This window comes from Halomonas sp. M4R1S46, assembly GCF_025725685.1.
Classification (GTDB): domain Bacteria; phylum Pseudomonadota; class Gammaproteobacteria; order Pseudomonadales; family Halomonadaceae; genus Halomonas.
Genome location: NZ_CP107008.1, coordinates 2,122,748 through 2,148,338, shown reverse-complemented (window position 1 = coordinate 2,148,338; position 25,591 = coordinate 2,122,748). Strand labels below are relative to the sequence as shown.

Below are 25,591 nucleotides of genomic sequence, written 5' to 3'. Positions count from 1 at the left end.
ATGTTGGTATGGAACACTTTTCTGAACGATGCTCGCGTCAGGAATGAGGCCGAAACTCTGGTTCGTGCAGGCTACCAGGTTGTTGTACACGCTCTAGCGTTGCCCGGTGTCACCCGGTCTTCTGAGATCGTCGGCAGTGGCATTGAGGTCCGCCGTTACGGTTCCAAGCAGGGAAAACAGCAAGCGAACCATGGTAGCCAACCCACAGCAAGCCGCTCGCACTTGGCTGCTCTGCTGCTCGGTGCTTCAAGGTTGACGACACTTATCGCCATGGCATGGGCAGTGCTGCGCTCTCGCCCTCATGTCATCCATGCTCACGACGTGAATATGTTGCCAACTGCCTGGTTGGCATCTGTACTGGCCCGGGTGCCGCTGGTATACGACGCTCACGAGATCAGCACCGACCGGGAAGGCTACAAGGCATTCCGGGGGCTGGTGGGGCGGATCGAAAAGACGCTCATGCCCGGGGCCGCGGGGACCATCACCACCACCGATGCCCGAGCCAAGTTCTTCGCGCGGGCTTACGGTATTCCGCGTCCGCTGGTGCTGCAGAACCGCCCACGGCTGGTCACGGCGTCGGGTTCCAACCGGATTCGTGAGGAGCTGGGGTTAACCCAGCCGTGGCCGATCGTCTTGTATCAGGGGGGCTTGCAGCCGGGCCGGGGGCTGCCGCGGTTGGTGGAGGCGGCTGCCAGTGTGCCGAACGCCTATTTCGTGTTCATCGGTGGGGGGCGCCAGGAGCGCGAGCTGCACGAGCTCACCGAGCGGCTGGGCCTGGCCGAGCGTGTCCGCTTCATTGCTACCGTGGCGCTTAGCGAGCTGCCATCCTATACGGCCTCGGCCGATATCGGTGTCCAGCCCATCGAGAATACCTGCCTGAACCATTTCACCACCGACTCCAACAAGCTCTTCGAGTACGTGATCGCGGGACTCCCGGTGGTGGCGAGCCAACTGCCCGAGATCAGCAGGGTGGTGCGGCAGCATGACCTCGGGCTACTGGTGCCGCCAGGTGATACGGCAGCCTTGGCCGAGGCCATCCACTGCCTGGTCGGGGATCCCGAGCGGCGCGCCCATTACCGCGATCAAGCGTCAACAGCCGCTCAGTCACTCAACTGGGAGGCCCAGGAACAGAGGCTGATCGATCTCTATGCCCGGGTACTACCCGCGTCGCGCGCCGGGGTGGCACAGCGATGACGGCGGTGCGGATACTGCTGCTCGGCTTCTACTATCCCCCCGATATCAGCGCCGGCGCCTTTCGCTGCGAGGCGCTGGTCCATGCCCTGGCCCGCCGGCTGCCATCGGGCAGCGAGCTGGAGGTGATCACGACGCAGCCCAATCGCTTCGGGAGGGAAGGGCGGTGGCGCGCGGATGATGACGTATGGTCCGAGGGGAACGTGACGATCACTCGGGTCGAGGTGTCGGGCGGCGGGCGCGGCATGGCCTCGCAGGCACGGGCCTTTGCCTCCTATGCCGCTCGGGTCCGGCAATTGACGCGTGATCGGCACTTCGATCTGGTGATTGCCACCTCGTCGCGGTTGATGACCGCGGTGCTGGGCCGCTGGGTGGCGAGGCGCTGCGGGGCGCGGCTGTATCAGGACATTCGCGACAACTTCGTCGATAACCTGCCCTCGGTGTTGCCCCATGGGACAGGTCACCTGCTCGCGCCGGTGTTCGGGGGGCTGGAGCGATGGGCGCTGGCCAGGGCGGATCGCATCAACCTGGTGTCGCGCGGTTTCGAGCCCTACTTCCGGTCGCGCTATCCGGGGCAACGCTTCTCCTGGCATACCAATGGGATCGATACTCCCTTCGTCGCGGCGCTCGAATCCGGTGTGTTCCAGCAGGAGGAGGCGTCAGGGAGATGCGATCGGCCGCTGCAGGTGCTCTATGCCGGTAATCTGGGGGCCGGGCAGGGCATGGAGCATATCCTTCCGGCACTCGCCCAGCGGCTCCAGGGGCGCGTCGCGTTTCGGGTGATCGGCGCAGGCGCCGGGCGCGAGCCGCTCCGCCGCGCGTTGGCCGAGCGAGACGTCGACAACGTTCGGGTGCTGGCACCGGTGTCGCGAGTTGGCCTGCTGGACGCCTATCGCCAGGCCGACGTGCTCTTCCTCCACCTGAATCGCTTGCCGTCGCTGGAGAGCGTGCTGCCCTCGAAGCTGTTCGAGTATGCGGCAACCGGCCGCCCCGTCTGGGCGGGTGTGTCGGGGTTCGCGGCGCGCTTCGTCGAGCAAGAGATTGATAACGCAGCGTGTTTTTCACCGTGTGATGTCGATGAGGCCGTCGCGGCCCTGGGGCGACTTGAGGTATCCTCACGCCCGCGGCCCACGTTCGTGGCCAGGTGGCGCAGAGACAGGATAATTGATGAGATGGCCGACGAGATCATGGCACTGGTGATGGATGAAGCGTGAGTATCAGCGCCGCCATTCGCGGTGGTACGAGGTGTTGCTGCTGGGGTTGTCGGTCCATGTGGTGGTGGGGATCCCGCTGGCCGTCGGGCTCCCGGCACTCGAGCGCTGGGGCTGGGGGTTCTGGGATTACCTGCCGGACGTACGCTACAACACCATGTTCGCCATCGGGCTGGCGTTTCTCGCATCGGCGCTGACGCTGCGGCGCATGGCGCGCTTCCCCGGGGCACAGCTGGCCGCCAACATCCTGCCGACCATCACCATCGCCTTCCTGATCGCGGTGGCCGTGCTGTTCTTCGCCCGGGAAGGCTATACCCGTCAGGTGCTGTTCGGTGGCTACCTGGTCAGCCTGATGTGGTTCTACCTGGGCTTCTTCATCGGTCGACGTTTCCGCAGGCTCAAGCTGGCTGTGGTGCCCTTCGGCGATGTCTATCGCCTGATGGGCACCCGCCAGGCGGATCTGCGCCTGCTGGAAGGCCCCGACCTGGACGGCATACGGGTGGATGGTGTGGTGGCAGACCTCCACGCCGAGGACCTGCCGCCCGAGTGGGAGACCTTCCTGGCCCGTTGCACGCTCTGCCATATCCCCGTCTACCATAGCCGCCAGGTGTCGGAGTCGATCTCCGGACGGGTGCAGATCGATCGCCTGTCCGAGAACGAGTTCGGCAGCCTGTTGCCGCCGCTCGTCTATGTCGGTTTCAAGCGGGTGGTCGACAGCGTCGCCGCCGTGCTGTTGCTGCCGCTGCTGTTGCCGGTGATGCTGTGTGTCGCCCTGGCCATCAAGCTGGATAGCCGGGGGCCGGTGCTGTTCCTGCAACCCCGCATGGGTTACAAGGCGCAGCCCTTCCTCATGTACAAGTTCCGCAGCATGCACCATGACATGAGCGGCGAGGACTTCACGATCTCCGAGGACGACCCGCGGATCACCCGGGTGGGGCGGGTGATCCGCAAGTATCGCCTCGATGAACTGCCACAGTTGTTCAACATCCTGAAGGGCGAGATGAGTTTCATCGGCCCACGGCCCGAGTCGGTATCGCTCTCCGAGTGGTACGAGCAGGCTGTGCCCTTCTTCAGTTACCGACACGTGGTCCGCCCGGGGATCACCGGCTGGGCCCAGGTGGAGCAGGGCTACGCCGCCGAGGTGGATGGCATGACCAAGAAGCTGCAGTATGACTTCTACTACATCAAGAATTACTCGCTGTGGCTGGATGTGCTGATTGCCTTGAAGACCTCCAGGATTCTCTTCACGGGGTTCGGGGCGCGCTGAGCCCTCACCCTGCCGATGCCACCCGACGTTGCCGCGCCTTGCGCGGCAACGTCGTGTTGGGGGCGGGGAGTCTGCTACCATTCGCGCTCCCTTGGAAATGCAAAGAGTGACGCGGCAGTGAGGCACCCCAATTCCCTTCTCGAGCCGGGCGGACCGCCCCCCGCCTGGACTTCTCCCCTTTGGTTGTGTTGGCTGGGCCTGGGTTGCGTGCTGCTCTATGCCGGTCTGCGGTTATGGGCGCCCCAGGTCGGTGAGCCGGCCGGCACCCTGATGGCCGTACTGGGGCTCTTTGCCGTTCTCCGCTGGGGGCATGGCCTTCGCAATGGTGGTGCGCTGTGGCTGCTGTGGGCGGTAGTGGTGGTGCAGCTGATTTCCTGGGTAGGCGGTTATCTCCATCATCCCGAATGGATGACCGACACCCCCCAGCTCGATCGACTCGCCAAGTGGTTCCTGTTCATTGGCCTGGCCTGGTGGCTGGGGGGCAGCACCCGCGCCACCCTGGTCGCCTGGGGCCTCGCGCTGCTGGGGCTGATGGTGGTGGTGTTCTTGCCCGAGGGTAGCCTGGAGCAGTGGCGGCTGGGGCTAGGCGGAGCGCGGGCCGAGTTCACCATTCGTAACTCCCAGCACGATGCCATGCTGTTCGGGAGCGGCCTGCTCGGTCTGGTGTGTTTCGCGGGGCGTTGCTGGCGGGGCAGCGGCGCCCTGGCCTGGGGGCGTCGCGTGCTGTGGACCCTGGCCCTGGCGGTGTGCCTGGTCGGTATCGGGATCACCCAGACCCGGGCCGTGTGGCTCGCGGGCCTGCTGGTGTTGCCGATGCTGGCGGTGCTGGCCTGGTGGGGCGGGCGCCGACCGTCACGCAAGGCCGGGTGGGGGCTCGCTGCGGTGTCCCTGGTGATACTGGTCGGGGCCGTGGCCTTCCATGAACCGGTGGTCGAGCGGCTGGCCAACGAGAATCGCATCATTGCCCAGGCCATGGAGAATGACTGGAAATCGCTTCCCTACAGCAGCATCGGTAATCGACTGCTGACCTGGCGGGCCTCGCTGGACTGGATTGCCGAGCGCCCCCTGATCGGCTGGGGAGAAGAGGGACGCAGCCTGGTCATCGAGCATACCGAGTGGTTGCCGGCAAAGACCCAGGAGCTCTATGGGCACCTGCATAACACCTTCCTCGAGATCCTGGTCGGTTATGGCCTGCTGGGGCTGTCGGTGGTGCTGGCGTTGATCGCCTGGATCGGCCTGGGCACCTGGCAGGCCTGGCGCGCCGGCGTGATGCCTGGCGACATGGCGCTGTTCGCGGCGGGCTTCTTCGTGTTCTATGCCATCGTCAACCAGTTCGAGTCCTATGGCAGCTTCTGGACCGGGGTCTTCGTCCAGAACCTGGTGGCGGGTGGTTTGGTCACGCATATCTGGCGTTGGCAGGTCACGACGGGAAGTCGCGTGTTTCCCGCCCTTCGTAGCAAGGCCACCTGATGCGCACCCTGGTCGTGGTTCGCTCCCTGAAGATGGGGGGCATGGAGCGTGTGGCGGTCAATCTCGCCGATGCCTTCGCGGAGGCCGGGCACGAGAGTCACCTTCTCAGCCTGCGCTCCACGAGCTGCCCGCTGGAGCCGAAACATGCCGATGTCAGGCTCCATCACTTGCCGTTGCGCTGGTGGAGCCGGGCTACCGTGCTTGGCCTGCTGTTCGAGCAACTGGCGCGCTTCTTCCTGAACCCGCTGGTCAAGCGGTCGCTGTTTCTCGGGCGGGGGCTGATGGGCGGCATCGTCTTTCGCGCCTGGCTGTGGGCCTTCGAACGCCGCCATGGGCGCGTGGATCGCATCGTCTTCCGCGGTATCGGGACCTTCGAGCTGGTCTGGACCTTCCGCGACGAGCGGGCCCGTTATGTGCTCGAGAACATCCTGCATGTCCGCAATGCTGGCTGGGCGCGCCGGGTCTTCGCTCGCTGCCTGTACCATCGTCGCCATCTCGTCACCGTCTCCCGGGGGGTGGCGGAGAGCGTGCGCGAGGGGATGACCCGCTGGAGATTCACGCCTGCCTCGCTAAGGGTGATCCCCAACCCGTGCCCCGTTGGTGCCATTCGCCAGCAGATGACACAGCACGAGCCCGACCTGCCCAGCGGGCCCTATATCGTCAACGTGGCGCGCCTGGTGCCGGCCAAGGACCAGGCGCTGCTGCTACGCGCCTATGCGAAGTCCGGCGTGTCGCTCCCCCTGGTGCTGGTGGGCGATGGCCAGGAGCGGCAGCGCTTGCAGGCCCTGGCCAGTGAACTGGACATCGCCGATCGGGTGATCTTCGCCGGCCAGCGCGACAACCCCTATCCGTGGATGCACCATGCCCGGCTGTTCGTGCTCAGTTCGCGTTTCGAGGGCATGGGGATCGTGCTGTTCGAGGCCCTGGCCTGTGGCACGCCGGTCTTGAGCGTGGATTGCCCCGGCGGGATTCGGGAAATCTTGAAGGGGGAACTGGAGGCTTCCATCGTGCCGCATGACGTCGAGGCCCTGGCGGAGGGCATGCGTCACGCCATCGAGGCGGAGAAGCCCGAGATCCGCGAGCGCTGGCTGGATGACTTCCGCCCGGAAAACGTCGCCGAGGCCTTCCTGTGAGCCGTGAGGGCGAGGCCGGCATACGCATGAGTGATGGCGCTGTGAGCTCGGAGCGTGGCTTCGAGATGGACTGGCAGCGGTTCGTCGACTACGGCATCCGCGAGGTGCTGGGGGGCAAGGGGCATCTGCCCTGGCTTCGGCTCTTCAAGTGCTTGTGGTCCATCAGGCCGGAGCGCCAGGCCGTGCTGCGCCTGCGCCTGGTGCAGATGTTGGAGCATTACGGACGCAACACCCTGGTCAGGCTGCAGCTCGCCACTCTGGCCACCCGCTTCGGGATCCATGTGGAGCCGCGTACGGTCATCGGCAGGGGGCTGAGACTGCCTCATCCCACTTCCATCGTGATCGGCAGGGGGCTCCGGATCGGTGAGCGCTGTCAGCTCTATCAACAGGTGACCCTGGCGGCGGCGCCACAGGAGCACGAGCCGTTCATGGCGCGGGTCGGGGATGACGTCACGATCTTTCCCGGCGCCAAGTTCGTCGGCCAGGGGCGTGTCGGGAATCGCGTGATCGTTGGCGCCAATGCGGTGGTGGCGGATGTCTTCGGCGACGATGTGGTGGTCGGCGGCGTGCCGGCCAGGGTCATCCGTGAGGTGAGGCCCGATGAGCGGACCGGTTCCGACAAGCCGGAATAGGGTGGTATCTCTCGACCTCCGAACCCCGAACCCCGAACCCCGAACCCCGAACCCCGAACCCCGAACCCCGAACCCCGAACCCCGAACCCCGAACCCCGAACCCCGAACCCCGAACCCCGTATGGTTCGCTACTTCATCAACGACTGCAGGCGCGACGCCGCCTGGGCGCGGTAGCGTTCGCCACGCAGCTTGTTGACCGTCAAGGAACGCTCGAGAGCCGGCCATTGGTCGGCTCTTTTCGTTGGTAGCCGGCGCACGTGGGCGTCGATCCAGACCAGCTGGCCGTCGGCCTTCACCAGCAGGTTGTTGTAGTGCAGGTCGCGATGGGCGTAGCCGGCCCTGGCCAGCATGGCCACCTCGCGGCACAGGCGGTCGAGGAAGCGTTCACGCTCGATCTCGGAAAGCGCATCGAAGACCTCACCGCCCATTCGGGCATCCGCCACGTGCTCGAGCAGCAGCAGCGAGGCATTGCGGTTGCAGGGGTTCAGCGAGACGCCCCAGCCATGGCAGTGGGGCGTGGCCAGGCCCGCGCCCTGCAGGAGACGCAGGCTGAGGAACTCCTTGCGGGCATCCGATTGCAGCAGGCAGCGTTTCTCGAGGTAGTCCCGCCACAGCCAGCCCAGCGGACGATGGCGCTTGTGGAACTTGTCGGGCACCACCTTGGCGAGGATATGGCCATCCTCGCTCAGGTAGAAGCGGCTACTGGCCACGGATTCGAAGGCGGCGGTGGTCGTGGTGCTGGTCAGGTGCAGCTCGCCCGGCAGGGCGCTGGGATGAAACACCAGGTAGCGCCGGCGGCGATCGTCGAAGGGGAGGTCCAGCAGCTTCATGGTCTTGTTTGCTCTAGAGTGCCTCGAACTGCGGTAGCACGGTATCCTTGAGGAACTGCTGGTAGTGACGTGGCTCGATGGTCACGGGGGCCTGGTCCATGCGCGCGATCGCATCGGCCAGGCCCTTTTCGTTCTCCGGGGCCACGAGGAAGTCCGCGAGCTCCTGGGTCAGGATCTCCTTCGGCCCACTGGGGCAATCCACGCTGAGTACCGGGGTGTGCAGCAGTAACGCCTCGATCAGTACCCGGGGCAGGCCTTCGGCATCCGAGGTCAGCGCCAGGGCCTTGGCATGGCGGATGAAGGGGTAGGGGTTGTGGTGATAGCCCAGCCACAGGACGCGGTCCTCGAGCCCCAAGGTCGTGATCAACTCGCGGACCTCGGCTTCGTGCTCGGGCTTGCCCTTGCCCATGATGGCCAGCGGCGTGCGGATCCCGCTCGCGGCATAGGCGCGCAGCAGCCGGTCGTGACGCTTGCGGGGTTCGATGGCCGCCACGCACAGGAAGTACTCGCCGTCGGGCAGTGGGGCCGGCTCGTCGGCCATGGCCACGAAGGGCTCACGCTCGTAGGGGTTGTAGATAGGCACGATGCGCTCGGCCTGGAGCCCCACCACCCGCTCCAGATTCTCCTTCACCCCCTGGGAGACGGCGATGACCCGGCGGCCACGGTAGAAACGCCGGACCTTGTCGAAGGCGCGCTCGCGCTGCTTCGCCTCGCTGAACTTGGCCGAGACGTCCGACTTCACCCAGAAGTAGAGATTCGGCAGGTCGAGGTGGCGGGTGATCTTGTCGCAGGAGCAGGAGATCGCCACGTCCGGCTGCCAGGCCTCGAGCGCCCTGGCGATCCGCGAGGCCTGCCACTTCTCGGTCAGCACCGTGCTGGTCGCCTTGGTGAAGCGGGTCACGACGGCGAGATCCTCGATGTCCAGGCCCTCGGGCAAGCGATGCTCGATCCGCTCGCGCAGGGTGAAGACCTTCACCGCGTGGCCGCGCTGGCGCAGCTGGTCGGCGGTGTAGAGCAGCGATTTCTGGGCGCCGCCGCCATAGAGATCCTCGATGACGAAGGCGAAGCGCTTGGCGGGAGCGGTATCGGCCTGGGCGGTAATGTCGGGCATCGAGGCGGAAGAGGACGTGGGCATGGGACGAAGATCGTTTCCGGAGTGTTCAATGGGCGGGATTCTACCATGCTCCCGTGTGGGTAGGTGTGAGCGGCTTGGCGCTGCACAGCTCGGCCTGAATGTCTCGCTGCGTTACAATTCGCTCAACGAGCCCGCCGTCAGGCGGGCAGGGGACTGCAGGAGACACCACCACTATGAAGCTGCTGATCACGGGAATGGCGGGGTTCATCGGCCATGCCGTCGCCAAGCGCCTTTCCGGACAGGGTCACGAGATCGTCGGCGTCGATAACCTCAACGCCTACTACGATGTATCCCTCAAGCAGGCACGGCTGGACGACCTGGCGGGATGCCGGGATGTGCGCTTCCTCCGGCTCGATCTGGCCGACCGGGACGCGGTGGCTGGCCTCTTCGCCGAGGAGGGCTTCGACAGGGTGATCCACCTGGCCGCTCAGCCCGGGGTGCGCTACTCGCTGGAGAACCCCCATGCCTATGCGGATGCCAACCTGATCGGGCACCTCAACGTGCTGGAAGGCTGTCGCCATGGCCGGGTGGGGCACCTGGTCTATGCCTCGTCCAGCTCGGTCTATGGTGCCAACGACAAGGTGCCCTTCGACACCTCGGACCACGTCGACCACCCCATCAGCCTCTATGCGGCCACCAAGAAGGCCAACGAGCTGATGGCCCACACCTATTCGCACCTCTATGAGCTGCCGACCACCGGGCTGCGCTTCTTCACGGTCTACGGGCCCTGGGGGCGTCCCGACATGGCCATGTTCAAGTTCACCCGGGCGATCCTCGCCGGCGAGCCGATCCAGGTGTTCAACCACGGCGACATGTCGCGCGACTTCACCTATATCGACGATATCGTCGAGGGTGTGGTGCGCATGCTCGACGTGGTGCCCGAGCGGCGGGCCGTCTCCTTGGTGGATGACCAGCCCGACACCAGCCGTGCCCCCTATGCCCTCTACAACATCGGTCATGGCAGCCCGGTGGCGCTGATGGACTTCGTGCGCGCGGTGGAGCAAGCGACCGGCCGGGAAGCCGTCTGTGACTTCCAGTCGATGCAGCCCGGCGACGTGCCGCGTACCTGGGCGGATACCGAGGCGCTGTTCGAGGCCTCCGGCTACCGGCCACGCGTGGGCGTGCGGGAGGGCGTGCGGCGATTCGTGGAGTGGTATCGGGGCTATTATGGGGTGTGAGGGGCGAGGAGTGAGGTGTGATGAGCCATCATCGTCTGCCTGCTTGGCAGCAGGCTATGCAATGGGCCGTTGACGTATACAAGCTGACTGCTTGCTTGCCGGATGCGGAGCGATTCGGCTTGATGAGTCAAATGCGACGTGCCGCAGTATCGGTGCCCAGAAATATTGCCGAAGGCGCCGGACGGGATGGCTCTACAGACTTCCTGCGTTTTCTGCGCATTGCGCGAGGCTCCCTGAACGAGCTCGAGACACCGTAATTACTGGTACAGCATCTGGGCTAGGTGTCCGACGATGGCCAGTTAGAACAGTCGATTGAACAAGCCTTTGCCCAGTTGGGCGGGTTGGTCAAGCATCTGGAAATGGAGAGGGGCCAAGGGTAGGGCTTTACTCCAAACCCCTCACCCTTTACCCCTCACCGATAATAGGAAAGGACACCCATGAGAATCACGATTTTCGGCACCGGCTACGTGGGACTGGTCACCGGGACCTGCCTGGCCGATGTGGGGCATGAGGTGCTCTGCATGGACGTGGATGCGGAGAAGATCGCCCGGCTCGAGGCCGGCGAGATCCCCATCTTCGAGCCCGGCCTGGAAGAGATGGTGAAGGCCAATGTCGGCGAGGGGCGGCTGCGCTTCACGACCGATGCGGCCACGGCGGTGGCCTTCGGGACCCTGCAGTTCATCGCCGTCGGCACGCCGCCGGACGAGGACGGCAGTGCCGATCTCCAGTACGTGCTGGCGGTGGCCGAGACCATTGGCCGGCACATGACCGACGCGAAGGTGGTGGTCGACAAGTCGACGGTGCCGGTGGGCACTGCCGATCGGGTTCGCGAGACCATCGCCGGGGTGCTGGCGGAGCGCGGCGAGCGGCTCGCTTTCGAGGTGTGCTCCAACCCGGAGTTCCTCAAGGAAGGTGCGGCCATCGAGGATTTCACCCACGGCGCACGCATCATCGTGGGCACCGACTCGGACCGGGTGAAGGCGCTGATGCGGGAATGCTACGCCCCCTATATTCGACTTCAGGAAAAGCTGATGTTCATGGAGGTGCGGGCGGCGGAGCTGACCAAGTACGCCGCCAACGCCATGCTGGCCACCAAGATCAGCTTCATGAACGAGATCGCCAACCTGGCCGAGCGCCTGGGCGCCGATATCGAGCAGGTGCGACGGGGGATCGGGTCGGACCCGCGCATCGGCTATCAGTTCATCTATCCCGGCTGCGGGTACGGGGGCTCCTGCTTCCCCAAGGACGTCCAGGCCCTGGCCCGCACCGCCGGCGACGTGGGCTACGAGGCCGAGCTGCTGGGAGCGGTAGAGGCCGTCAACCGGCGCCAGAAGGGATCGCTCTTCAGCAAGCTGGCCCGGGCCTTCGATGGCGATCTCGAGGGGCGCACCATCGCCCTCTGGGGGCTGGCCTTCAAGCCCAACACCGATGACATGCGCGATGCGCCTAGCCGCACCCTGATGGAGGCGCTGTGGACCGCCGGCGCCCGCGTCAAGGCCTACGACCCGGAGGCCATGGGCGAATGCCGGCGCCTGTATGGCGACCGTCAGGATCTCGAGTTGGTGGAGGACCGCGCCGAGGCGGTGCAGGGCGCCGATGCCCTGGTGATCTGCACCGAGTGGAAGGCCTTCCGCTCGGTGGATTTCGCCTGGCTGAAGGCACAGCTGGCCATGCCGGTGATCGTCGACGGCCGCAACCTGTTCGAGCCCGAGGCCGTCAAGGCGCACGGCCTGATGTATTACGCCGTGGGACGAGGCGATTCGCTGAACTGAGTGTCAGGCCATGGCATCGTGTCGGGAGGCGAGTATGTCCAGTTTGACGCTGTCAGCCCAGCGCTTCTCCCGACTCGGAGTCGGCATGGCAGGCGCTCTTCCCCTGGTGCTTCCCGGGGGCTATGCGTTGCCATTGGTTTGCCTGAGCCTCGGTGGGCTCTATGGATGGATTCGGGGCGAGCTTCGTGTGTCTGGCGCCCCGTTTACTCTATGGGACCGCTGGTTAATGGCAGGCTTTCTCACCCTCGGCCTGGCCGAGGCCATCAACCTGGCAGTGCATGGTGTCGAGCCGAGGGGTAGCCTGTTACTGCTGGTCACCTTGATGGCAGCACCCGCCTTCCTGCTATTGCGTATCTGTCGCCCCGACCCTCGCTGGTGGTGGGGGGATTGGCCGTCGGTGGCTCGTTGACGGGGTTCTCCGCACTCTGGCAGAGCTTGCTGCAGGGGGATGTCAGGCCCGAAGGGTTCTATCCGCTCGACTCCATCCTCTCCATCCTCTACGGTAACTTTGGGCCTCCTGGCGGGCTTTCTGTGTCTCGCAGGACTCCTGTGGGCACGTCAGTTACCCGATCGTCGTTTCTTCTGGCTCATGCTGATGGGGGGCAAGTGGTGGTCTGCTCGCGTCGGGGCTTGCTGGCAGTCGCGGAGGATGGATCGCGGTGCCGCCGATGTTGTGGGCCTTACACCATGTGCTTGGTCGCTACTGGGCGCAACGCTTTCGCCTGGGGTTGGTAGGCGGGCTTGTAGTATTCTCACTCGTTTTGTACGGCTTGCCTGCCACTGGCGTGAAGGCGAGAGTCGACAAGACGGTCGAGGAAATGTCGAATCTCGTCGCCCAGCCGGAGGAACCCAGCTCCCTCAGCATTCGCGTTGCCTTATGGCAAGGTGCGTTGCAATTGGCCCTCGAGCGTCCGGTCCTGGGCCATGGTGCCGATGGCTTCGCACAAGGGATGGAACGCTTGAACACGAGACTCGCGTCAGACACCGACTCCAAGCTTTCTAAGTTCTGGCATGCCCACCAGGACTTGCTTGATGCCTGGTCAAGACGCGGCATCCTTGCTGGTGTTGGTCTGCTGATCCTCTATGCCATCCCCCTCCTGTACTTCGCGCGTCAGAACTGCAGGGCCCGCATAAGCGTTGAAGCTGCTCGTGCAGCGGGCCTGATGGTGCCTACCGGGTTCATTGTCTTTGGACTTTCCTACAGCTTTCTTGCCTATCCCGTCGGCGTAGCCGTCTTTGCCACCTGGGTGATTATCCCCTGGTGTCTCATGCCCTCAAGACCCTCCTGAAGGCCTATGCCTGGCCGAAGGTAGTACCTTTGGCCGTTCGAGTGAACAGCCCTGCTGGCTCAAATGCTCTCATACCTGGAATGACGCTGACCCCTGTGGTGGCCGAACCAGTCCGTGGGTAATCCTCATCATATTTTCTACTGACCAACTTTTCTACGCATGTCCTTCCAATGAGGGAATCCCATTCTCAGAAGCTGAGAAGATTCCTTCTGTTTCCATTCATTAACTTTGTAAGCTGATGTTAACCGCCCCGTGGCGCTCTGTGACCGAAGGTACCTTCGTGGCACGGAGAGCGCGGGGCGGTACCACCGGGCTTTGCCAGGGGAACTGCCAGATGACGAAGTCTCCCGTGGCGGTAGCCTGTCAGGAACCAACCAGAGGCGCGTGGATATGGTTGCGCATGTGGAAGTTCGTAGACAAGGTTATGTACGCCCCAGGCTCCTGGCGTTGCTCCCCCTGATCTTGATGATGCTGGTAACGGCAGGCTGCGCCATCGCCCCCGGTGGGCACCTCGACCCCGATGAGGCCGGGGCCTCGTTGGATGAGCGCGTCGTGGTGCGTCCTATCACGCCGGATCTCGTCAGGACGATGTCCGATGAAATACAACAGGTCATGATGGCCAAAGCCACGCCGCCTGACTTGAATGCGGCCGTGGAGGGATATGAATACCGCATCGGTCCTGGAGATGTCCTCAGCATCATCGTCTACGACCATCCCGAGCTGACCATTCCGGCGGGCGCAGAGCGGGATCCCGCTGAAACCGGCAACCGGGTCCGGCCTGACGGTACCATGTTCTATCCCTATGTGGGACGGCTCAATGTGGCAGGCAAGACCCTCGAAGAGGTTCGCAGGCTGCTCACAAGCCGCCTTTCTTCGGTGCTCACGGACCCTCAGATTGAAGTGGGTGTCGCCGCTTTCCGCTCCCAGAAAGTCTATGTGAGCGGGGCGGTCCAGGCCCCCGGGATGGTGCCCATCGATATCGAGCCCTTGACCATCCTGGACGCCATCAGCGAAGTGGGCGGCGCGCTGCCCAATGCCAATTGGCATAACGTGCTGCTCACTCGTCAAGGTCGTGAGGAGCGCCTATCTCTGTTCAATCTATTGAGGGGCGGAGACCTGACGCAGAACCGGCTTCTCCGTGACGGCGATATCTTGCATATCCCGACTTCCGAGAACCAGAACGTGGTGGTGCTGGGGCAGGTGCTTAAGCCTGGTGCCATTGCCCTGGGTAATGAGCGTATCACCCTCACCGATGCCCTGGCGCGAGCGGGTGGGGTCAACGAGCGGCTCGCCGAGCCCTCCGGCATCTTCGTGGTACGTGGGGAGCCCGCCGAAAGCGAGACCCTGGCCACCGTGTATCAACTCGATATCAGCGATGCCACTCGCCTGATGCTGGGCACCCGGTTTCCCCTCCAGCCCCAGGATGTCGTCTACGTGACGTCGGCACCGGTGGCTCGCTGGAACAATGTGATCTCGCTGTTGTTGCCATCCCTCACCTTGCCGGGCGACGTCGTCACTTCGGCTGACGATATCGGGGCGCTATAGGCCTCAACCACCAACCATCCCGTGGGTCCGCCCGCGGGATGGCTTATGGAGGCATGGTTCCATATCGCTGCATAACACAGGGCAAAGACCTGCTGGGTGGTGTGGCGCCAGAGCTGCTCCAGGTGCACGGGCCCCAGTCATGGTGCGGGCCTGGTCGTGATACGGGAGATACATGAATGCTGGCACTAGAAAAGCTAGTGAAGATGCCTCGCTGCTACAAGCGAGGCCTGCTCCGGCTGGCCGATACGCTGCTGATTGCCCTTGCCATCCTGGTGGCCCTGCTGTTGGTGGAGCGTGACATATACCTGGCGCAGACCGAACGCTGGTTGGTGCTGGGTTGGGTGATGGCTTCCACCCCCATAATCTTTGGAGCCTTGGGTCTCTATCGCGTCGTGCTGAGGTTCATGAACGTGAAGGTCATGGCAGCAGTTGTGTTGGGGGTGGCGCTGTTGACCGCCAACTTGCTGTTGATGGACCTGCTGTTGGGTTGGCCGCTGGCCTGGCAGGTGGCGCCTGTCTTCGCCATGCTGGGCGTCATGACCGTGGCGGGCCTCAGGTTACTGCTTCTCGAACTCTATCAGTTGAGCCGTCGTCATCAACGCCAGTCTGTCATCATCTATGGTGCAGGCACTGCCGGGGGCGAGCTGGCGCGCTCCCTGCACCATGGAGACCGATATCATCCGCGGGCCTTCATCGATGACTGGCGCGGCCTGCAAGGGTCGCTGGTGGAGGGGTTGCCCGTCTACAGCCCGGAGGAGCTCGAGGACTGGATCGAGCGTCTGGGCATCGAACTCGTGTTGCTGGCGATTCCCAGCGCGCCGCGGTGTCGTCGGCGCCAGATCCTCGAGCAGCTGGCGAAGCTCTCGATCCCGGTCCAGACGATTCCAGGCGCGGAAGACCTGGTCTCGGGACGAGCACGTATTGCGGATACCTGCGATGTGCAGGTCGAAGACCTCCTCGGGCGCGAACCGGTACCGCCCTTTCCCGAGCTGATGACGGCCAATGTTCGCGACAAGGTGGTGATGGTAACCGGGGCAGGGGGATCGATCGGCTCCGAGCTGTGTCGTCAGATCCTGGCCCAGGAACCGCGTATGCTCGTCCTGGTGGATAATGCGGAACATGCCCTCTACGCCATCGAGCAGGAGTTGCGGCTGTGGTCACGCCGACATGATAGGCGCATCTGCCTGCGCGGCCTTCTGGCCTCGATCCAGCAGGAAGAGCGGATGCGGGAGATCCTGTCGAGCTTTGGGGTCCAGACGCTCTACCACGCGGCGGCCTACAAGCATGTGCCCCTCGTCGAGTGCAACCTGGTGGAAGGCTTGCGCAACAATGTGTTCGGCACCCTCGCCCTGGCGTCGGCGGCAGTGGAAACGAGGGTGGAAACCTTCGTCATGGTATCCACCGATAAGGCCGTCCGGCCCACCAATGTGATGGGCGCCACCAAGCGCCTGACGGAGTTGATCTGTCAGGCCTTCGCCGGTCGTGATCTCGGGCATGGCAAGACCCGTTTCTGCATGGTGCGCTTCGGCAATGTGCTCGGCTCCAGCGGGTCGGTCGTTCCCTTGTTTCGTGCCCAGATCGAGCGGGGAGGGCCTCTCGAGGTGACCCACCCGGAGATTTCCCGATACTTCATGACCATTCCCGAAGCGTCCCAGCTGGTCATCCAGGCGGGGGCCATGGGGACCGACGGTCAGGTCTTCGTCCTGGACATGGGGGAGCCGGTCCGTATCGCCGACCTTGCCACCAGCATGGTGCGACTGTCCGGGCTCGAGGTGAAGGATACCGACCATCCGGAGGGGGACATCGAGATCCACTTCACCGGCTTGAGGCCGGGAGAAAAACTCTATGAGGAGCTGTTGATCGGGGGCGAGGTCCAGGAGACGCGTCATCCCAGGATCATGACATCCCGGGAATTCTCCTGGGCCTGGCCCGAACTGGAGGCCTACCTCGTCGAACTGCATGAGGCCATGAGCGGCTCACGGCATGGCAGGATCCAGGCACTGCTGATGAAGGCGCCGCTTGGTTATTCGCCCGAGGGCGAGATGGTGGATCTGGTATGGGAGGCGCAGCATGCTTCGCCGCCTCTCGGACCCGTGACGCCGGAGACCTCGACAACATCCGTTGTGCCTCTTGTGCAGGAGCGTTTCCGATCCTCGGGCTCGGCATGAAGACGTGGAGATGGCCATGGGCGTTCAGCGTAGTGATAACCGGCTTGGCCAATGTGCGTTTCCACACAGGGATAAGGTCATCGCCTGCGCCTCATGTTCACGGCGGATTCCGCGCCTGACGTGGCCGCGGGCTTTGAAGGAATTTCGCCCTGTCTCTCCCGGTTGTCACGTCAAGCGTCGAGGTGGCCCAGGCGGACGTGGACGAGGGGCCGATGCCCAGCGATCGCTGGCTGACAGAGACTCGAGGCCGCGTCGATGAACATGGGGGATGTGGGGGGGCAGGAGGCCGACGAGTCGGGCGTTGGGCAGCCCGAGGGCCGTACGATCCTGGCGCTGCAACCGGTGCTCCTGGAGTGGGGGGAAACGCTTCCCCCGACGGGTGTCGTCCTGCAGTCGCAGGAGATCAGCCTGCCATCGCGAGCCTGGCAATATCTCGCCCCGCGGCTGGCGCCGGTACCGTCGACCTGGCCGCTCGAGGCCGAAGGTGGCGTTACCCTCAGCGTCAAGCGGCTCGTGCTGGCCGCGGGCATGCCCCCACCCCCGCGCTTCGGCGATGACGGCTGGCTGCTGCTGACGCAGTTGGCGGATGTCGAGGCGATGTCCGCCTTGTTGTTCAATCCCAATGGGGTGCACTTCCTGGTCCATGCGCGCCATCGTCGCTATCGGCGCTTATGGCCGGCAAGAATCACTCAGTTGCAGACATTTCTCGCCAGTCAGGAGCTCGATGCACCGCGTGTGGTGTTTGACACCTGCCTGGTGCTGGAGCTCTATGGCATCCGTCGTGCCAGGGTGATCGGCTACCTGGCGCTGGATGCCGTTTCCCACGCGGCGTCGCCCTTCATCGCCCAGGAGGCGGAAGTGGCAAGATGTGGGATCGACAAGGTCGAGATGATCACCGATGCCCGTTACCACTTCGGGGTCGATGGTTTCAAGGTCATGGCCTTCGGGCAGCTTCAGCACCTGAAACGCCATCGACGTAACCTGCAGGATCGCAACGACCTGGCCATGATGGCGGCACTGGAAGAGGGCAGGAGCTGGTATCTGTGGCTGGGGCGGTGTATCGATCTCGTGCTGGTAGGCGCCATGATCGTGCGACGGGCGGTCGCGCGCGTGGCCCGATTGCTTGGGCTGAGTGCTCTGCTGAGGCGGCTGAGGAGGTAGCCGGGGAACGGGCCCCGAGGCGGGCTAGCGGTGTCACCCCGGGATCATGACACGGAAAGCCACAGCGCCAGTGCGCTCATGGTCGCCAGGAAGGCTGCCAGGCCGAGCCGGCCGGTGGGCAAGCGTGACTCGCCCGACTGGGTGATCTCGGGATGGTCCGGGTCATGGCGGATCGTCATGAGCGTGCCGGGGGGCGTGCGGTCGGCATGGGCGACGGCGGCTTGCCGGCTGGTGAAGGAGGGAACGCCGTCGAAGCGGCCATTGTCCGAGCGATAGGTGCGCCCCTTGGCCTGGAAGGTGAAATGCACCCGCGCCAGGAAGCGACGCGGCGGGTCGTCGCCCTCCCGACGGTGGGCGTGGCCGTGAACGGCTTCCACCTCGCAACGGGTCACCCGGGCCTCGGCGCTGGGCCAGCGGTTGACGTTGTGCCGCCGCCACGCGCCGTGGCCGGCGACGGCGGCGCCCAGGCCCGCGGCGAGGGCGATGAATGGCGCGATATCAGGCATGCTCGGAGCTCACGATGATCGAATCCCTGCAACGACTCTTCCAGGACATGATGGCGGCTGGCGAGGCCCCTGAAAAGGGCGAGCCCACCCTGGCGCTGGCCACCGCGGTGCTGCTCTGCGAGGTGGCGCGGGCCGACTACCACCTGGACGACGCCGAGCTGGCGCGCCTGAGGGAGGTCCTCGACCAGCGCTTCGCCCTCGATGCGTCGGCCCTGGACGCCCTGCTCGCCCAGGCCCGCGAGGAGGTCGACACGGCGGTGGATCACCATCGCTTCGTGCGTAGCGTGCGGGAGCATTGCGACTACGCCGAGCGCTTTGATCTGGTCCGTCTGATGTGGTCCCTGGCCCTGGTGGATGGCCACAAGGACCCGCTGGAGGAACACCGCATCCGCCGTCTCGCCGAACTGCTGTACGTCAGTCACGGTGACTTCGTGCGTGCCAGGCTCGCCGAGGAAGAGGGCGCCCGGCGCTGACGCCTCGGCGTGCCCCGCGCCACTCGGGATGCCGACTGGTATGATCGAGAGCGGACCCGCCACGGTGGATCCGCTCATCGTTCATGGCAAGGGAGGTGCAGGATGGCGCGCGAGATCATCGTTCTGGGAGCCGGCATGGTGGGGGTGTCGGTGGCCTGGCACCTGGCACGGCGGGGGCACAGGGTGACCCTGGTGGATCGCCGTCCCCCGGGCTCCGAGACCTCCTTCGGCAATGCCGGGATCATCCAGCGCGAGGCGGTCCGCCCCTATCCCTTCCCCCGGGATCTCGCCACCCTGCTGCGAGTGCTGCCCAATCGGCAGGTCGATATTCGCTACCGGCCCGGTGGCATGCTGCGCGCCGCCGTCCCCCTGCTGCAGTACTGGCGGAATTCCTCTCCCCGTCGCTACCGGGACATCGTTCCCGAGTACGCCTCGCTGATCGCTCTCTCGCTGGACGCCCATGCGCCCATGATCGAGGCCGCGGGTGCCGAATCGCTGGTGCGTCGCGAGGGCTGGCTGGAGGTCTTTCGGACCCGGGAGGCCCTCGAGGCGCGCCTGGAGGAGGCCCGCGACAACCAGGCCCGGTTCGGGGTTCGCCACCGTGCGCTGGATAGCGCGGACCTCGCCGACATGGAGCCGAGCCTGGTGGAGGGCCTGGCCGGGGCCGTCCACTGGCTGGATCCCTGGACCGTCGCCGATCCGGGCGGCCTGGTCCAGGCCTATGCCCGGGCCTTCGAGGCCGAGGGCGGGCGCCTGCTCGAGGCCGAGGTCGACGAGATGGCCCGCGGCCCCGACGGCTGGCGGGTGAGTGCCGGCGGGGAACGCCTGCTGGCCAGCGACGTGGTGATGGCCATGGGCCCCTGGTCCCGGGAGTGGCTGGCCAGGCTGGGTCAGCTGATTCCGCTGTTCGTCAAGCGCGGCTACCACATGCACTACGGCAGCGTCGGCAAGGCGCGCCTCAATCACTGGGTGATGGATGCCGAAGTGGGCTACCTGCTGGCGCCGATGCGGGCCGGGATCCGCCTGACCACGGGCGCCGAGCTGGAGCGCCTCGAGGCGCCGCCCCACCTTCGCCAGCTGGCCGCGGCCGAAGAGAAGGCACGGCAGCTCTATCCCCTGGGGGAGCGCCTCGACCCGGCGCCCTGGAAGGGGGCCAGGCCCTGCACGCCGGACATGAAGCCGATCATCGGCCCCGTGGAGGGGCAGGCGGGGCTATGGTGCGCCTTCGGTCACGGCCACCAGGGCTTCACGCTGGGGCCGGCCACCGGCCGGCTGCTGGCACAGCTGATGGACGGGGAGACGCCGGAGATCGATATGCGGCCGTTCCGGGTGGATCGCTTCTAGGCGGTATCGTGCGGGTCCCGACGGGTCCGTTCGCGGCTGCGGCGCTTCTTGGCCACCAGGTGGATCAGCAGCTTGACCACCAGGGTGATGACGAACACCAGCCAGCCGGCGGTGGCCAGCACGTTGAACAGCAGCATCTTCTGCACGCCGTTCAGGGGCGTGATCAGGTGATCGATGACGATGGCCAGCAGGAAGGCCAGGGAGAGGGGCAGGGCGAGGATGTGCATCCACATCTCGGTGCGTCGCTTGCGCACGTGGTAGCGGCTGAGCAGCACCCGGATGGGGCGATGCACGAAGCTGATCATGATCAGGCTTCCCGCCATCAAGAGTGCCGCCAGGGTCGGCTCGATGTTGTCGATGTGCACCGAATAGCTCACCGACCAGTAGACCAGTAGCCACATCAGGCCGGCCAGGATGGCGACGAGATCGGCGTAGTAGCGTACCTTCGGCATGATGTTTCCTCGCGTGGATCAGCGCGCATGATACGCAGGTCAGCGCCGGCTGACCAATTTGTGTCCCCAGTACCAGCGATTGATCAGCAGGGCGAGAAAGCTCAGGCTGCAGCCGGCCAGCTGCAGCGGGCTCATCGCCTCGCGATACCAGGCCGCGGCCAGCAAGGCGGTCCAAAAATCGCATCCCGCCGCCGGGGCCGGTTCCGGTATACTGCCGCCATCACCGGGTCCCTGACCCTCCCCCTGAATCACCGAGACAGGACACGCCGTGAACTCGATTACCCTGACCCGACCGGACGACTGGCACCTCCATCTGCGTGACGGCGAGGTGTTGCCGGCCGTGGTGCCGGCCAGTGCCCGCCAGATGGGTCGTGCCATCATCATGCCCAACCTCAAGCCGCCGGTGACCACCACCGAACAGGCCCGGGCCTATCGGGAGCGCATCCTCGCCGCCGTCCCGGCGGGACATGACTTCGAGCCGCTGATGACCCTGTATCTCACCGATCGCACCAGCGCCGAGGAGATCGAGCGGGCCCATGCCTCCGGCCTGGTGCAGGCCGTCAAGCTGTATCCGGCGGGCGCGACCACCAATTCCGATTCCGGCGTCACCGACCTGGCCAACTGCGATGCGGCCATCGCCGCCATGGCGCGGCTGGGCATGCCGCTGCTGGTGCATGGCGAGGTGACCGATGCCGAGATCGACATCTTCGACCGCGAGGCGGTGTTCATCGAGCGGGTGATGAAGCCGCTGCTGGACCGCCACCCGTCCCTGAGGGTGGTGTTCGAGCATATCACCACGGCCGACGCGGCCGCGTTCGTGGCCGCGTCGCCGGCCAACGTGGCGGCCACCATCACCGCCCATCACCTGCTGTTCAACCGCAACCGCATGCTGGTGGGCGGGATCCGCCCGCACTACTACTGCCTGCCGATCCTCAAGCGCGAGCGTCATCGCCAGGCGCTGGTCGAGGCCGCCACCTCCGGCAGCAGCAAGTTCTTCCTGGGCACCGACAGCGCGCCCCATGCCCAGGGCGACAAGGAGAGCGCCTGCGGATGTGCCGGGGCCTATACCGCGCCCGCGGCCCTCGAACTCTATGCCACCGCCTTCGAGCAGGCCGGCGCCCTGGAGCGGCTGGAGGGCTTCGCCAGCCATCACGGGCCGGCCTTCTACGGCCTGCCGCGCAACACCGGGACCGTCACCCTGGTCCGCGAGCCCTGGACGCTGCCGGAGACGCTGCCCTACGCGGCCGGCCAGGCCATCGTGCCGCTGCAGGCGGGCGAGACGCTGGAGTGGAAGCTGAAGGGATAAGGGAGAAGCGGGAAGAGGAGTGAGGGAGGCTGCCCGGTGACGGGCGGCAGGTAGCAAGAGAGAAACGCGAACCCCCACCGGGCTACCCTGGTGGGGGTTCTGGCTACTGGGGGCTTGTCACCCGACCCTGGCCGCGCTTGGCCGTTCCTACCCCTCGACGGCGGCGTCGGCGGTTGCGGGCTCGGCGAGCCTGGCGACCATGGCGGTGACCATGCGGGTCGAGTGGTCGGCCGCCTTGGCGAGGAATTCCTCGAACGACAGGTGGTTGTCGCCGCCGCCGGCGATGTCGGACAGTGCGCGGATCACCACGAAGGGGCAGCCGTAGAGATGGCAGGTCTGGGCGATGGCCGCGGCCTCCATCTCGGCGGCGAGCATGGTGGGGAAGCGCGAGCGCGTCTGGGCGACCAGGTCGGGGCAGGCCATGAAGACGTCGCCGGTGGCGATCAGCCCCTCGACCACGCGCACCTCGTTCATCGACTCGACGCTCTCCCGGGCCACCCGCACCAGGCGCTCGTCGGGCAGGTAGGCGGCGGGCATGTCGGGCACCTGGCCGTGCTCGTAGCCGAACACCACGGCGTCCACGTCGTGGTGACGTACCTCGCTCGAGACCACCACGTCGCCGATCTCGAGCCCCTCGCCGAAGCCGCCGGCGGAGCCGGTGTTGATGATCGCCTCGGGCTGGTACATGTCCAGCAGCAGGGTGGTGCCGATGGCGGCGTTCACCTTGCCGATGCCGGACTGCAGGATCACCACCTCGACCCCATGCAGCGTGCCGCGATGGAAGGTGGAGCCGACATGGCGGCGGGTCTCGCGATCTTCCAGCATGGCCGCCAGCTGGGCGACTTCCTGGGACATGGCGCCAATGATACCGATGCGTTTCATCTTTCCGGGGTCTCCACGGAGTGGGGCGTGAGGAGTGAAGGGTAAGGGGGGAGGCGTTAGGCGTGGCCAGACAGCCCGGTCCAGCCGCCTATCAGCCTTCTTCGGCGAAGACCTGGGGCCACTCGTCGCGCTTGGCCAGGAAGCCGCGGGCGATGTCCTTGGCGCCTTCCAGGCTGTGGCTGGCCGCCCAGCCGCACTGCATCTCGTTGCAGGCCGGGACTTCATCGGCCGCCAGCACGTCCTTGAGGGTGCCCTCGAGCAGGTCGAGCACGCCGTCGTAGTCGTCATGGTTGATCATGGCGACATAGAAGCCGGTCTGGCAGCCCATGGGGCTGATGTCGACGACCTTGTCGGAATGGTTGCGCGACAGCTCGGCCATCAGGTGCTCCAGGGAGTGCAGCGCCGGCATCTCCATATGGTCCTGGTTGGGCTGGCAGATGCGCATGTCGTACTTGTGGATGCGGTCGCCGTGCTCGCCGCTCTTGATGTCGGCCAGGCGGACATAGGGCGCCTTCACCTTGGTGTGGTCCAGGTTGAAGCTTTCGACGTTCATCTTGTCGCTCATCGACGGACCTCTACGAGTCGGTGGAGAAATAGCCGGATATTCTATCGGAGTGCGACGAAGGGTGCACGGGTCGGCAGTCGTCGTTGGCGATACTCGGGGCTGATCCGTCGACAGGTCTCGAGGGGGCGCTGTAAACCCTTCCCTGGGCGCTACCGACGCCATCCATGGCGTAGGACCCCCTCTTCGACCTGTCCCCGGCGCCCCTCGTCCCTCGTCCCTCACTCCTTACCCCTCACTCCTTACCCCTCACGCTTTCCCCAGCGCCATGGCGTCATGCATCTCGGCGGCGAGCAGGGTGTTCTCGAGCAGCGAGGCGACGGTCATGGGGCCGACGCCGCCGGGGACCGGGGTGATATAGCTGGCGCGGGCGGCGGCGGGCTCGAAATCGACATCGCCGATCAGGCGGCCGTCCTCCTGGCGGTTGATGCCCACGTCGATGACGATGGCGTCGTCGCGTACCCACTCGCCCTTGACCAGCCCGGGCTGGCCGACCGCGACCACCAGCAGCTCGGCCCGGCGCACGTGCTCCTCGAGGTTGCGGGTGAAGCGGTGGCACACGGTGGTGGTGCAGCCGGCCAGCATCAGCTCGAGGGCCATGGGGCGGCCGACGATGTTGGAGGCGCCGACCACGGTGGCGTCCAGGCCGCGCACCTTGAGCCCGGTCTCCTGCAGCAGGGTGATCACTCCCTTGGGCGTGCAGGGGCGCAGCAGCGGCAGGCGCTGGGCCAGGCGTCCCAGGTTGTAGGGATGGAAGCCATCGACGTCCTTGTGCGGCTGGATGCGTTCGAGGATCGGCCGCGGATCGAGGTGCTCGGAAAGCGGCAGCTGGACCAGGATGCCGTCCACGCTCGGGTCGGCGTTGAGCTCGTCGACCAGCCGCTCCAGGTCGGCCTGGGAGGTCTCGGCGGGCAGCTGGTGCTTGATCGAGTGGATGCCGGCCTCCTCGCAGGCGCGTTGCTTGTTGCGCACGTAGACCGCGGAGGCCGGGTCCTCGCCCACCAGCACGACGGCGAGTCCCGGGGCGCGCGCGCCGGCCTCGCGGCGTGCCTGCACCTGGCGTGCGACCTGCTGGCGGACTCGGGCGGCAATGGACTTGCCATCGATCAGTTGGGCGGTCATCGAGCTTCCCTCTGGTGGTCGGGTGATGAAGGTGATGAATAGGGGAAGGCGATTTTCGCATGACCGGGCGTTAAGGCAAAGCGGGGCAGGAACGAGGGGCGAGGTTCGAGGGACGAGGCGGTGAGGGGTGAGGGGTGAGGGGTGAGGGGTGAGGGGTGAGGGGTGAGGGACGGGCGGTGAAGGAGGAGTTGAGGGGGCTAAGCACCTGATGAGTGGGCGTTGCGGCTTGACGCGGGCGGAGAGTCCCGTAGAATACGCAGCGCTTGACGAGGCCCCTGCGGCGGCGTCAGGGCCGTGCAAGAGCCGGCGGGGTGTAGCGCAGTCTGGTAGCGCGCCTGCTTTGGGAGCAGGATGTCGGGGGTTCGAATCCCTCCACCCCGACCACAAGCTATTGATTGAATTGAAATAAATTTCATCATTGGCTTGCGGTCAGGCGCTCGGGAACGTAGAATGCGCCCATAGCTCAACCGGATAGAGCAACGGCCTTCTAAGCCGTAGGTTGCAGGTTCGAGTCCTGCTGGGCGCGCCACGTTGAAGTGGTGGCTTCCGGCCCTCGGATCGTTCGGTCGGGCAGTGTCGAAATGGTGGATGTAGCTCAGTGGTAGAGCCCCGGATTGTGGCTCCGGTGGTCGTGGGTTCGATCCCCATCATCCACCCCATCTCGACACGCTCTCCAGGCAGTGGTGGATGTAGCTCAGTGGTAGAGCCCCGGATTGTGGCTCCGGTGGTCGTGGGTTCGATCCCCATCATCCACCCCATTGCCTCCCTCTTCTTTTATTACTCATGCAGTGACTCGCTTGCCCGTATCGCGGCGCACCCTCGTGCGTGGCGTTTTTCGCGTTGGCAGGGCCGCGTCGGATCGACCGCGGGAGAATCTGCGCCTCCCCCTTGTCTATAAGGTTGCATGCCCCCATCTGTTCAGCCATGGCGCTTGCCACTGCCCGGTGGGATTCATAGAATTC

24 protein-coding genes and 4 tRNA genes are annotated in these 25,591 nt (G+C 65.4%); 20 read left to right on the top strand and 8 right to left on the bottom strand.

Annotation, left to right across the window (positions count from 1 at the left end):
• From OCT48_RS10190 to OCT48_RS10165, 6 genes are all read left to right on the top strand, one after another.
• Positions 1 to 1,194, top strand: a complete 1,194-nt coding sequence (locus OCT48_RS10190; protein WP_263589064.1) for a glycosyltransferase family 4 protein — start codon at positions 1 to 3, stop codon at positions 1,192 to 1,194.
• Positions 1,191 to 2,405 (top strand): glycosyltransferase family 4 protein, encoded by a 1,215-nt coding sequence (locus OCT48_RS10185; protein ID WP_263589063.1) that lies wholly within the window; start codon positions 1,191 to 1,193, stop codon positions 2,403 to 2,405. The genes OCT48_RS10190 and OCT48_RS10185 overlap by 4 nt, the downstream gene beginning before the upstream one ends.
• Entirely contained in the window at positions 2,395 to 3,669 is a 1,275-nt protein-coding gene (locus OCT48_RS10180; RefSeq protein WP_263589062.1) for an exopolysaccharide biosynthesis polyprenyl glycosylphosphotransferase, read from the top strand. Before OCT48_RS10185 ends, OCT48_RS10180 begins: the two co-directional genes overlap by 11 nt.
• Before the next feature lie 183 nt (positions 3,670 to 3,852).
• Positions 3,853 to 5,139 carry an O-antigen ligase family protein gene (locus OCT48_RS10175; RefSeq protein WP_263589061.1) on the top strand — a complete coding sequence of 429 codons (1,287 nt, stop codon included), beginning with the start codon at positions 3,853 to 3,855 and terminating at the stop codon, positions 5,137 to 5,139.
• Positions 5,139 to 6,272 (top strand): glycosyltransferase, encoded by a 1,134-nt coding sequence (locus OCT48_RS10170; RefSeq protein ID WP_263589060.1) that lies wholly within the window; start codon positions 5,139 to 5,141, stop codon positions 6,270 to 6,272. The genes OCT48_RS10175 and OCT48_RS10170 overlap by 1 nt, the downstream gene beginning before the upstream one ends.
• 26 nt (positions 6,273 to 6,298) lie before the next feature.
• On the top strand, positions 6,299 to 6,904 hold the full coding sequence (locus OCT48_RS10165; protein WP_263589059.1) for a serine acetyltransferase: 606 nt from the start codon (positions 6,299 to 6,301) through the stop codon (positions 6,902 to 6,904).
• A gap of 128 nt (positions 6,905 to 7,032) precedes the next feature.
• Here the strand turns inward: OCT48_RS10165 and OCT48_RS10160 are convergent, their stop codons facing one another.
• Positions 7,033 to 7,734, bottom strand: coding sequence for a lipopolysaccharide kinase InaA family protein (locus OCT48_RS10160; RefSeq protein WP_263589058.1), 702 nt, complete (start codon positions 7,732 to 7,734; stop codon positions 7,033 to 7,035).
• Between the two features lie 13 nt (positions 7,735 to 7,747).
• Positions 7,748 to 8,869 (bottom strand): glycosyltransferase, encoded by a 1,122-nt coding sequence (locus OCT48_RS10155; RefSeq protein WP_263589057.1) that lies wholly within the window; start codon positions 8,867 to 8,869, stop codon positions 7,748 to 7,750.
• Between the two features lie 173 nt (positions 8,870 to 9,042).
• On the opposite strand from OCT48_RS10155, the gene OCT48_RS10150 reads away from it, so the two are divergent.
• The 7 genes from OCT48_RS10150 to OCT48_RS10120 all read left to right on the top strand — a co-directional run bounded on the left by OCT48_RS10150 (position 9,043) and on the right by OCT48_RS10120 (position 17,982).
• Complete coding sequence (locus OCT48_RS10150; RefSeq protein WP_263589056.1) at positions 9,043 to 10,047, top strand: NAD-dependent epimerase; 1,005 nt, start codon at positions 9,043 to 9,045, stop codon at positions 10,045 to 10,047.
• A 20-nt stretch (positions 10,048 to 10,067) separates the two neighbouring features.
• Positions 10,068 to 10,304 carry a four helix bundle protein gene (locus OCT48_RS10145; RefSeq protein ID WP_263589055.1) on the top strand — a complete coding sequence of 79 codons (237 nt, stop codon included), beginning with the start codon at positions 10,068 to 10,070 and terminating at the stop codon, positions 10,302 to 10,304.
• 180 nt (positions 10,305 to 10,484) lie between these two features.
• The gene (locus tag OCT48_RS10140; protein WP_263589054.1) at positions 10,485 to 11,819 is read left to right on the top strand and encodes a UDP-glucose dehydrogenase family protein; all 1,335 of its coding nucleotides are present in this window, start codon (positions 10,485 to 10,487) and stop codon (positions 11,817 to 11,819) included.
• A 614-nt stretch (positions 11,820 to 12,433) separates the two neighbouring features.
• Positions 12,434 to 13,108: an O-antigen ligase family protein gene (locus OCT48_RS10135; RefSeq protein WP_263592604.1), complete on the top strand. Its 675-nt coding sequence runs from the start codon at positions 12,434 to 12,436 to the stop codon at positions 13,106 to 13,108.
• 447 nt (positions 13,109 to 13,555) lie between these two features.
• A complete protein-coding gene (locus tag OCT48_RS10130; RefSeq protein WP_263589053.1) occupies positions 13,556 to 14,653 on the top strand; it encodes a polysaccharide export protein in 1,098 nt (365 codons plus the stop codon).
• 176 nt (positions 14,654 to 14,829) lie between these two features.
• Positions 14,830 to 16,821 carry a polysaccharide biosynthesis protein gene (locus OCT48_RS10125; RefSeq protein WP_263589052.1) on the top strand — a complete coding sequence of 664 codons (1,992 nt, stop codon included), beginning with the start codon at positions 14,830 to 14,832 and terminating at the stop codon, positions 16,819 to 16,821.
• A gap of 255 nt (positions 16,822 to 17,076) precedes the next feature.
• Positions 17,077 to 17,982, top strand: coding sequence for a hypothetical protein (locus tag OCT48_RS10120; protein WP_263589051.1), 906 nt, complete (start codon positions 17,077 to 17,079; stop codon positions 17,980 to 17,982).
• Positions 17,983 to 18,026: 44 nt separating this feature from the next.
• Here OCT48_RS10120 and OCT48_RS10115 read toward each other — a convergent pair whose 3' ends face one another.
• Positions 18,027 to 18,488, bottom strand: coding sequence for a DUF3592 domain-containing protein (locus OCT48_RS10115; RefSeq protein WP_263589050.1), 462 nt, complete (start codon positions 18,486 to 18,488; stop codon positions 18,027 to 18,029).
• Between the two features lie 14 nt (positions 18,489 to 18,502).
• On the opposite strand from OCT48_RS10115, the gene OCT48_RS10110 reads away from it, so the two are divergent.
• Both OCT48_RS10110 and OCT48_RS10105 read left to right on the top strand, forming a co-directional pair.
• Entirely contained in the window at positions 18,503 to 18,961 is a 459-nt protein-coding gene (locus OCT48_RS10110; protein WP_263589049.1) for a TerB family tellurite resistance protein, read from the top strand.
• 102 nt (positions 18,962 to 19,063) lie between these two features.
• The gene (locus OCT48_RS10105; protein WP_263589048.1) at positions 19,064 to 20,305 is read left to right on the top strand and encodes an NAD(P)/FAD-dependent oxidoreductase; all 1,242 of its coding nucleotides are present in this window, start codon (positions 19,064 to 19,066) and stop codon (positions 20,303 to 20,305) included.
• Here OCT48_RS10105 and OCT48_RS10100 read toward each other — a convergent pair.
• Positions 20,302 to 20,757: a hypothetical protein gene (locus OCT48_RS10100; RefSeq protein ID WP_263589047.1), complete on the bottom strand. Its 456-nt coding sequence runs from the start codon at positions 20,755 to 20,757 to the stop codon at positions 20,302 to 20,304. The two genes, OCT48_RS10105 and OCT48_RS10100, sit on opposite strands and share 4 nt — an antisense overlap.
• 39 nt (positions 20,758 to 20,796) lie before the next feature.
• On the bottom strand, positions 20,797 to 20,922 hold the full coding sequence (locus tag OCT48_RS10095) for a hypothetical protein (protein ID WP_318152484.1): 126 nt from the start codon (positions 20,920 to 20,922) through the stop codon (positions 20,797 to 20,799).
• A gap of 103 nt (positions 20,923 to 21,025) precedes the next feature.
• On the opposite strand from OCT48_RS10095, the gene pyrC reads away from it, so the two are divergent.
• Positions 21,026 to 22,063: a dihydroorotase gene (gene pyrC / locus OCT48_RS10090; RefSeq protein WP_263589046.1), complete on the top strand. Its 1,038-nt coding sequence runs from the start codon at positions 21,026 to 21,028 to the stop codon at positions 22,061 to 22,063.
• A gap of 147 nt (positions 22,064 to 22,210) precedes the next feature.
• Here the strand turns inward: pyrC and mtnN are convergent, their stop codons facing one another.
• The 3 genes from mtnN to folD form a co-directional block, all read right to left on the bottom strand.
• Positions 22,211 to 22,945, bottom strand: coding sequence for a 5'-methylthioadenosine/S-adenosylhomocysteine nucleosidase (gene mtnN, locus OCT48_RS10085; RefSeq protein WP_263589045.1), 735 nt, complete (start codon positions 22,943 to 22,945; stop codon positions 22,211 to 22,213).
• Positions 22,946 to 23,036: 91 nt separating this feature from the next.
• Complete coding sequence (locus tag OCT48_RS10080) at positions 23,037 to 23,510, bottom strand: S-ribosylhomocysteine lyase (RefSeq protein WP_263589044.1); 474 nt, start codon at positions 23,508 to 23,510, stop codon at positions 23,037 to 23,039.
• Between the two features lie 246 nt (positions 23,511 to 23,756).
• Entirely contained in the window at positions 23,757 to 24,629 is an 873-nt protein-coding gene (gene folD, locus OCT48_RS10075) for a bifunctional methylenetetrahydrofolate dehydrogenase/methenyltetrahydrofolate cyclohydrolase FolD (RefSeq protein WP_263589043.1), read from the bottom strand.
• 307 nt (positions 24,630 to 24,936) lie between these two features.
• On the opposite strand from folD, the gene OCT48_RS10070 reads away from it, so the two are divergent.
• From OCT48_RS10070 to OCT48_RS10055, 4 genes are all read left to right on the top strand, one after another.
• Positions 24,937 to 25,013: transfer RNA gene (locus OCT48_RS10070), tRNA-Pro, on the top strand.
• 68 nt (positions 25,014 to 25,081) lie between these two features.
• Positions 25,082 to 25,158 (top strand) — tRNA-Arg (locus OCT48_RS10065).
• Positions 25,159 to 25,213: 55 nt separating this feature from the next.
• Positions 25,214 to 25,288: transfer RNA gene (locus tag OCT48_RS10060), tRNA-His, on the top strand.
• A gap of 24 nt (positions 25,289 to 25,312) precedes the next feature.
• Positions 25,313 to 25,387: transfer RNA gene (locus OCT48_RS10055), tRNA-His, on the top strand.
• Positions 25,388 to 25,591: the final 204 nt, after the last annotated feature.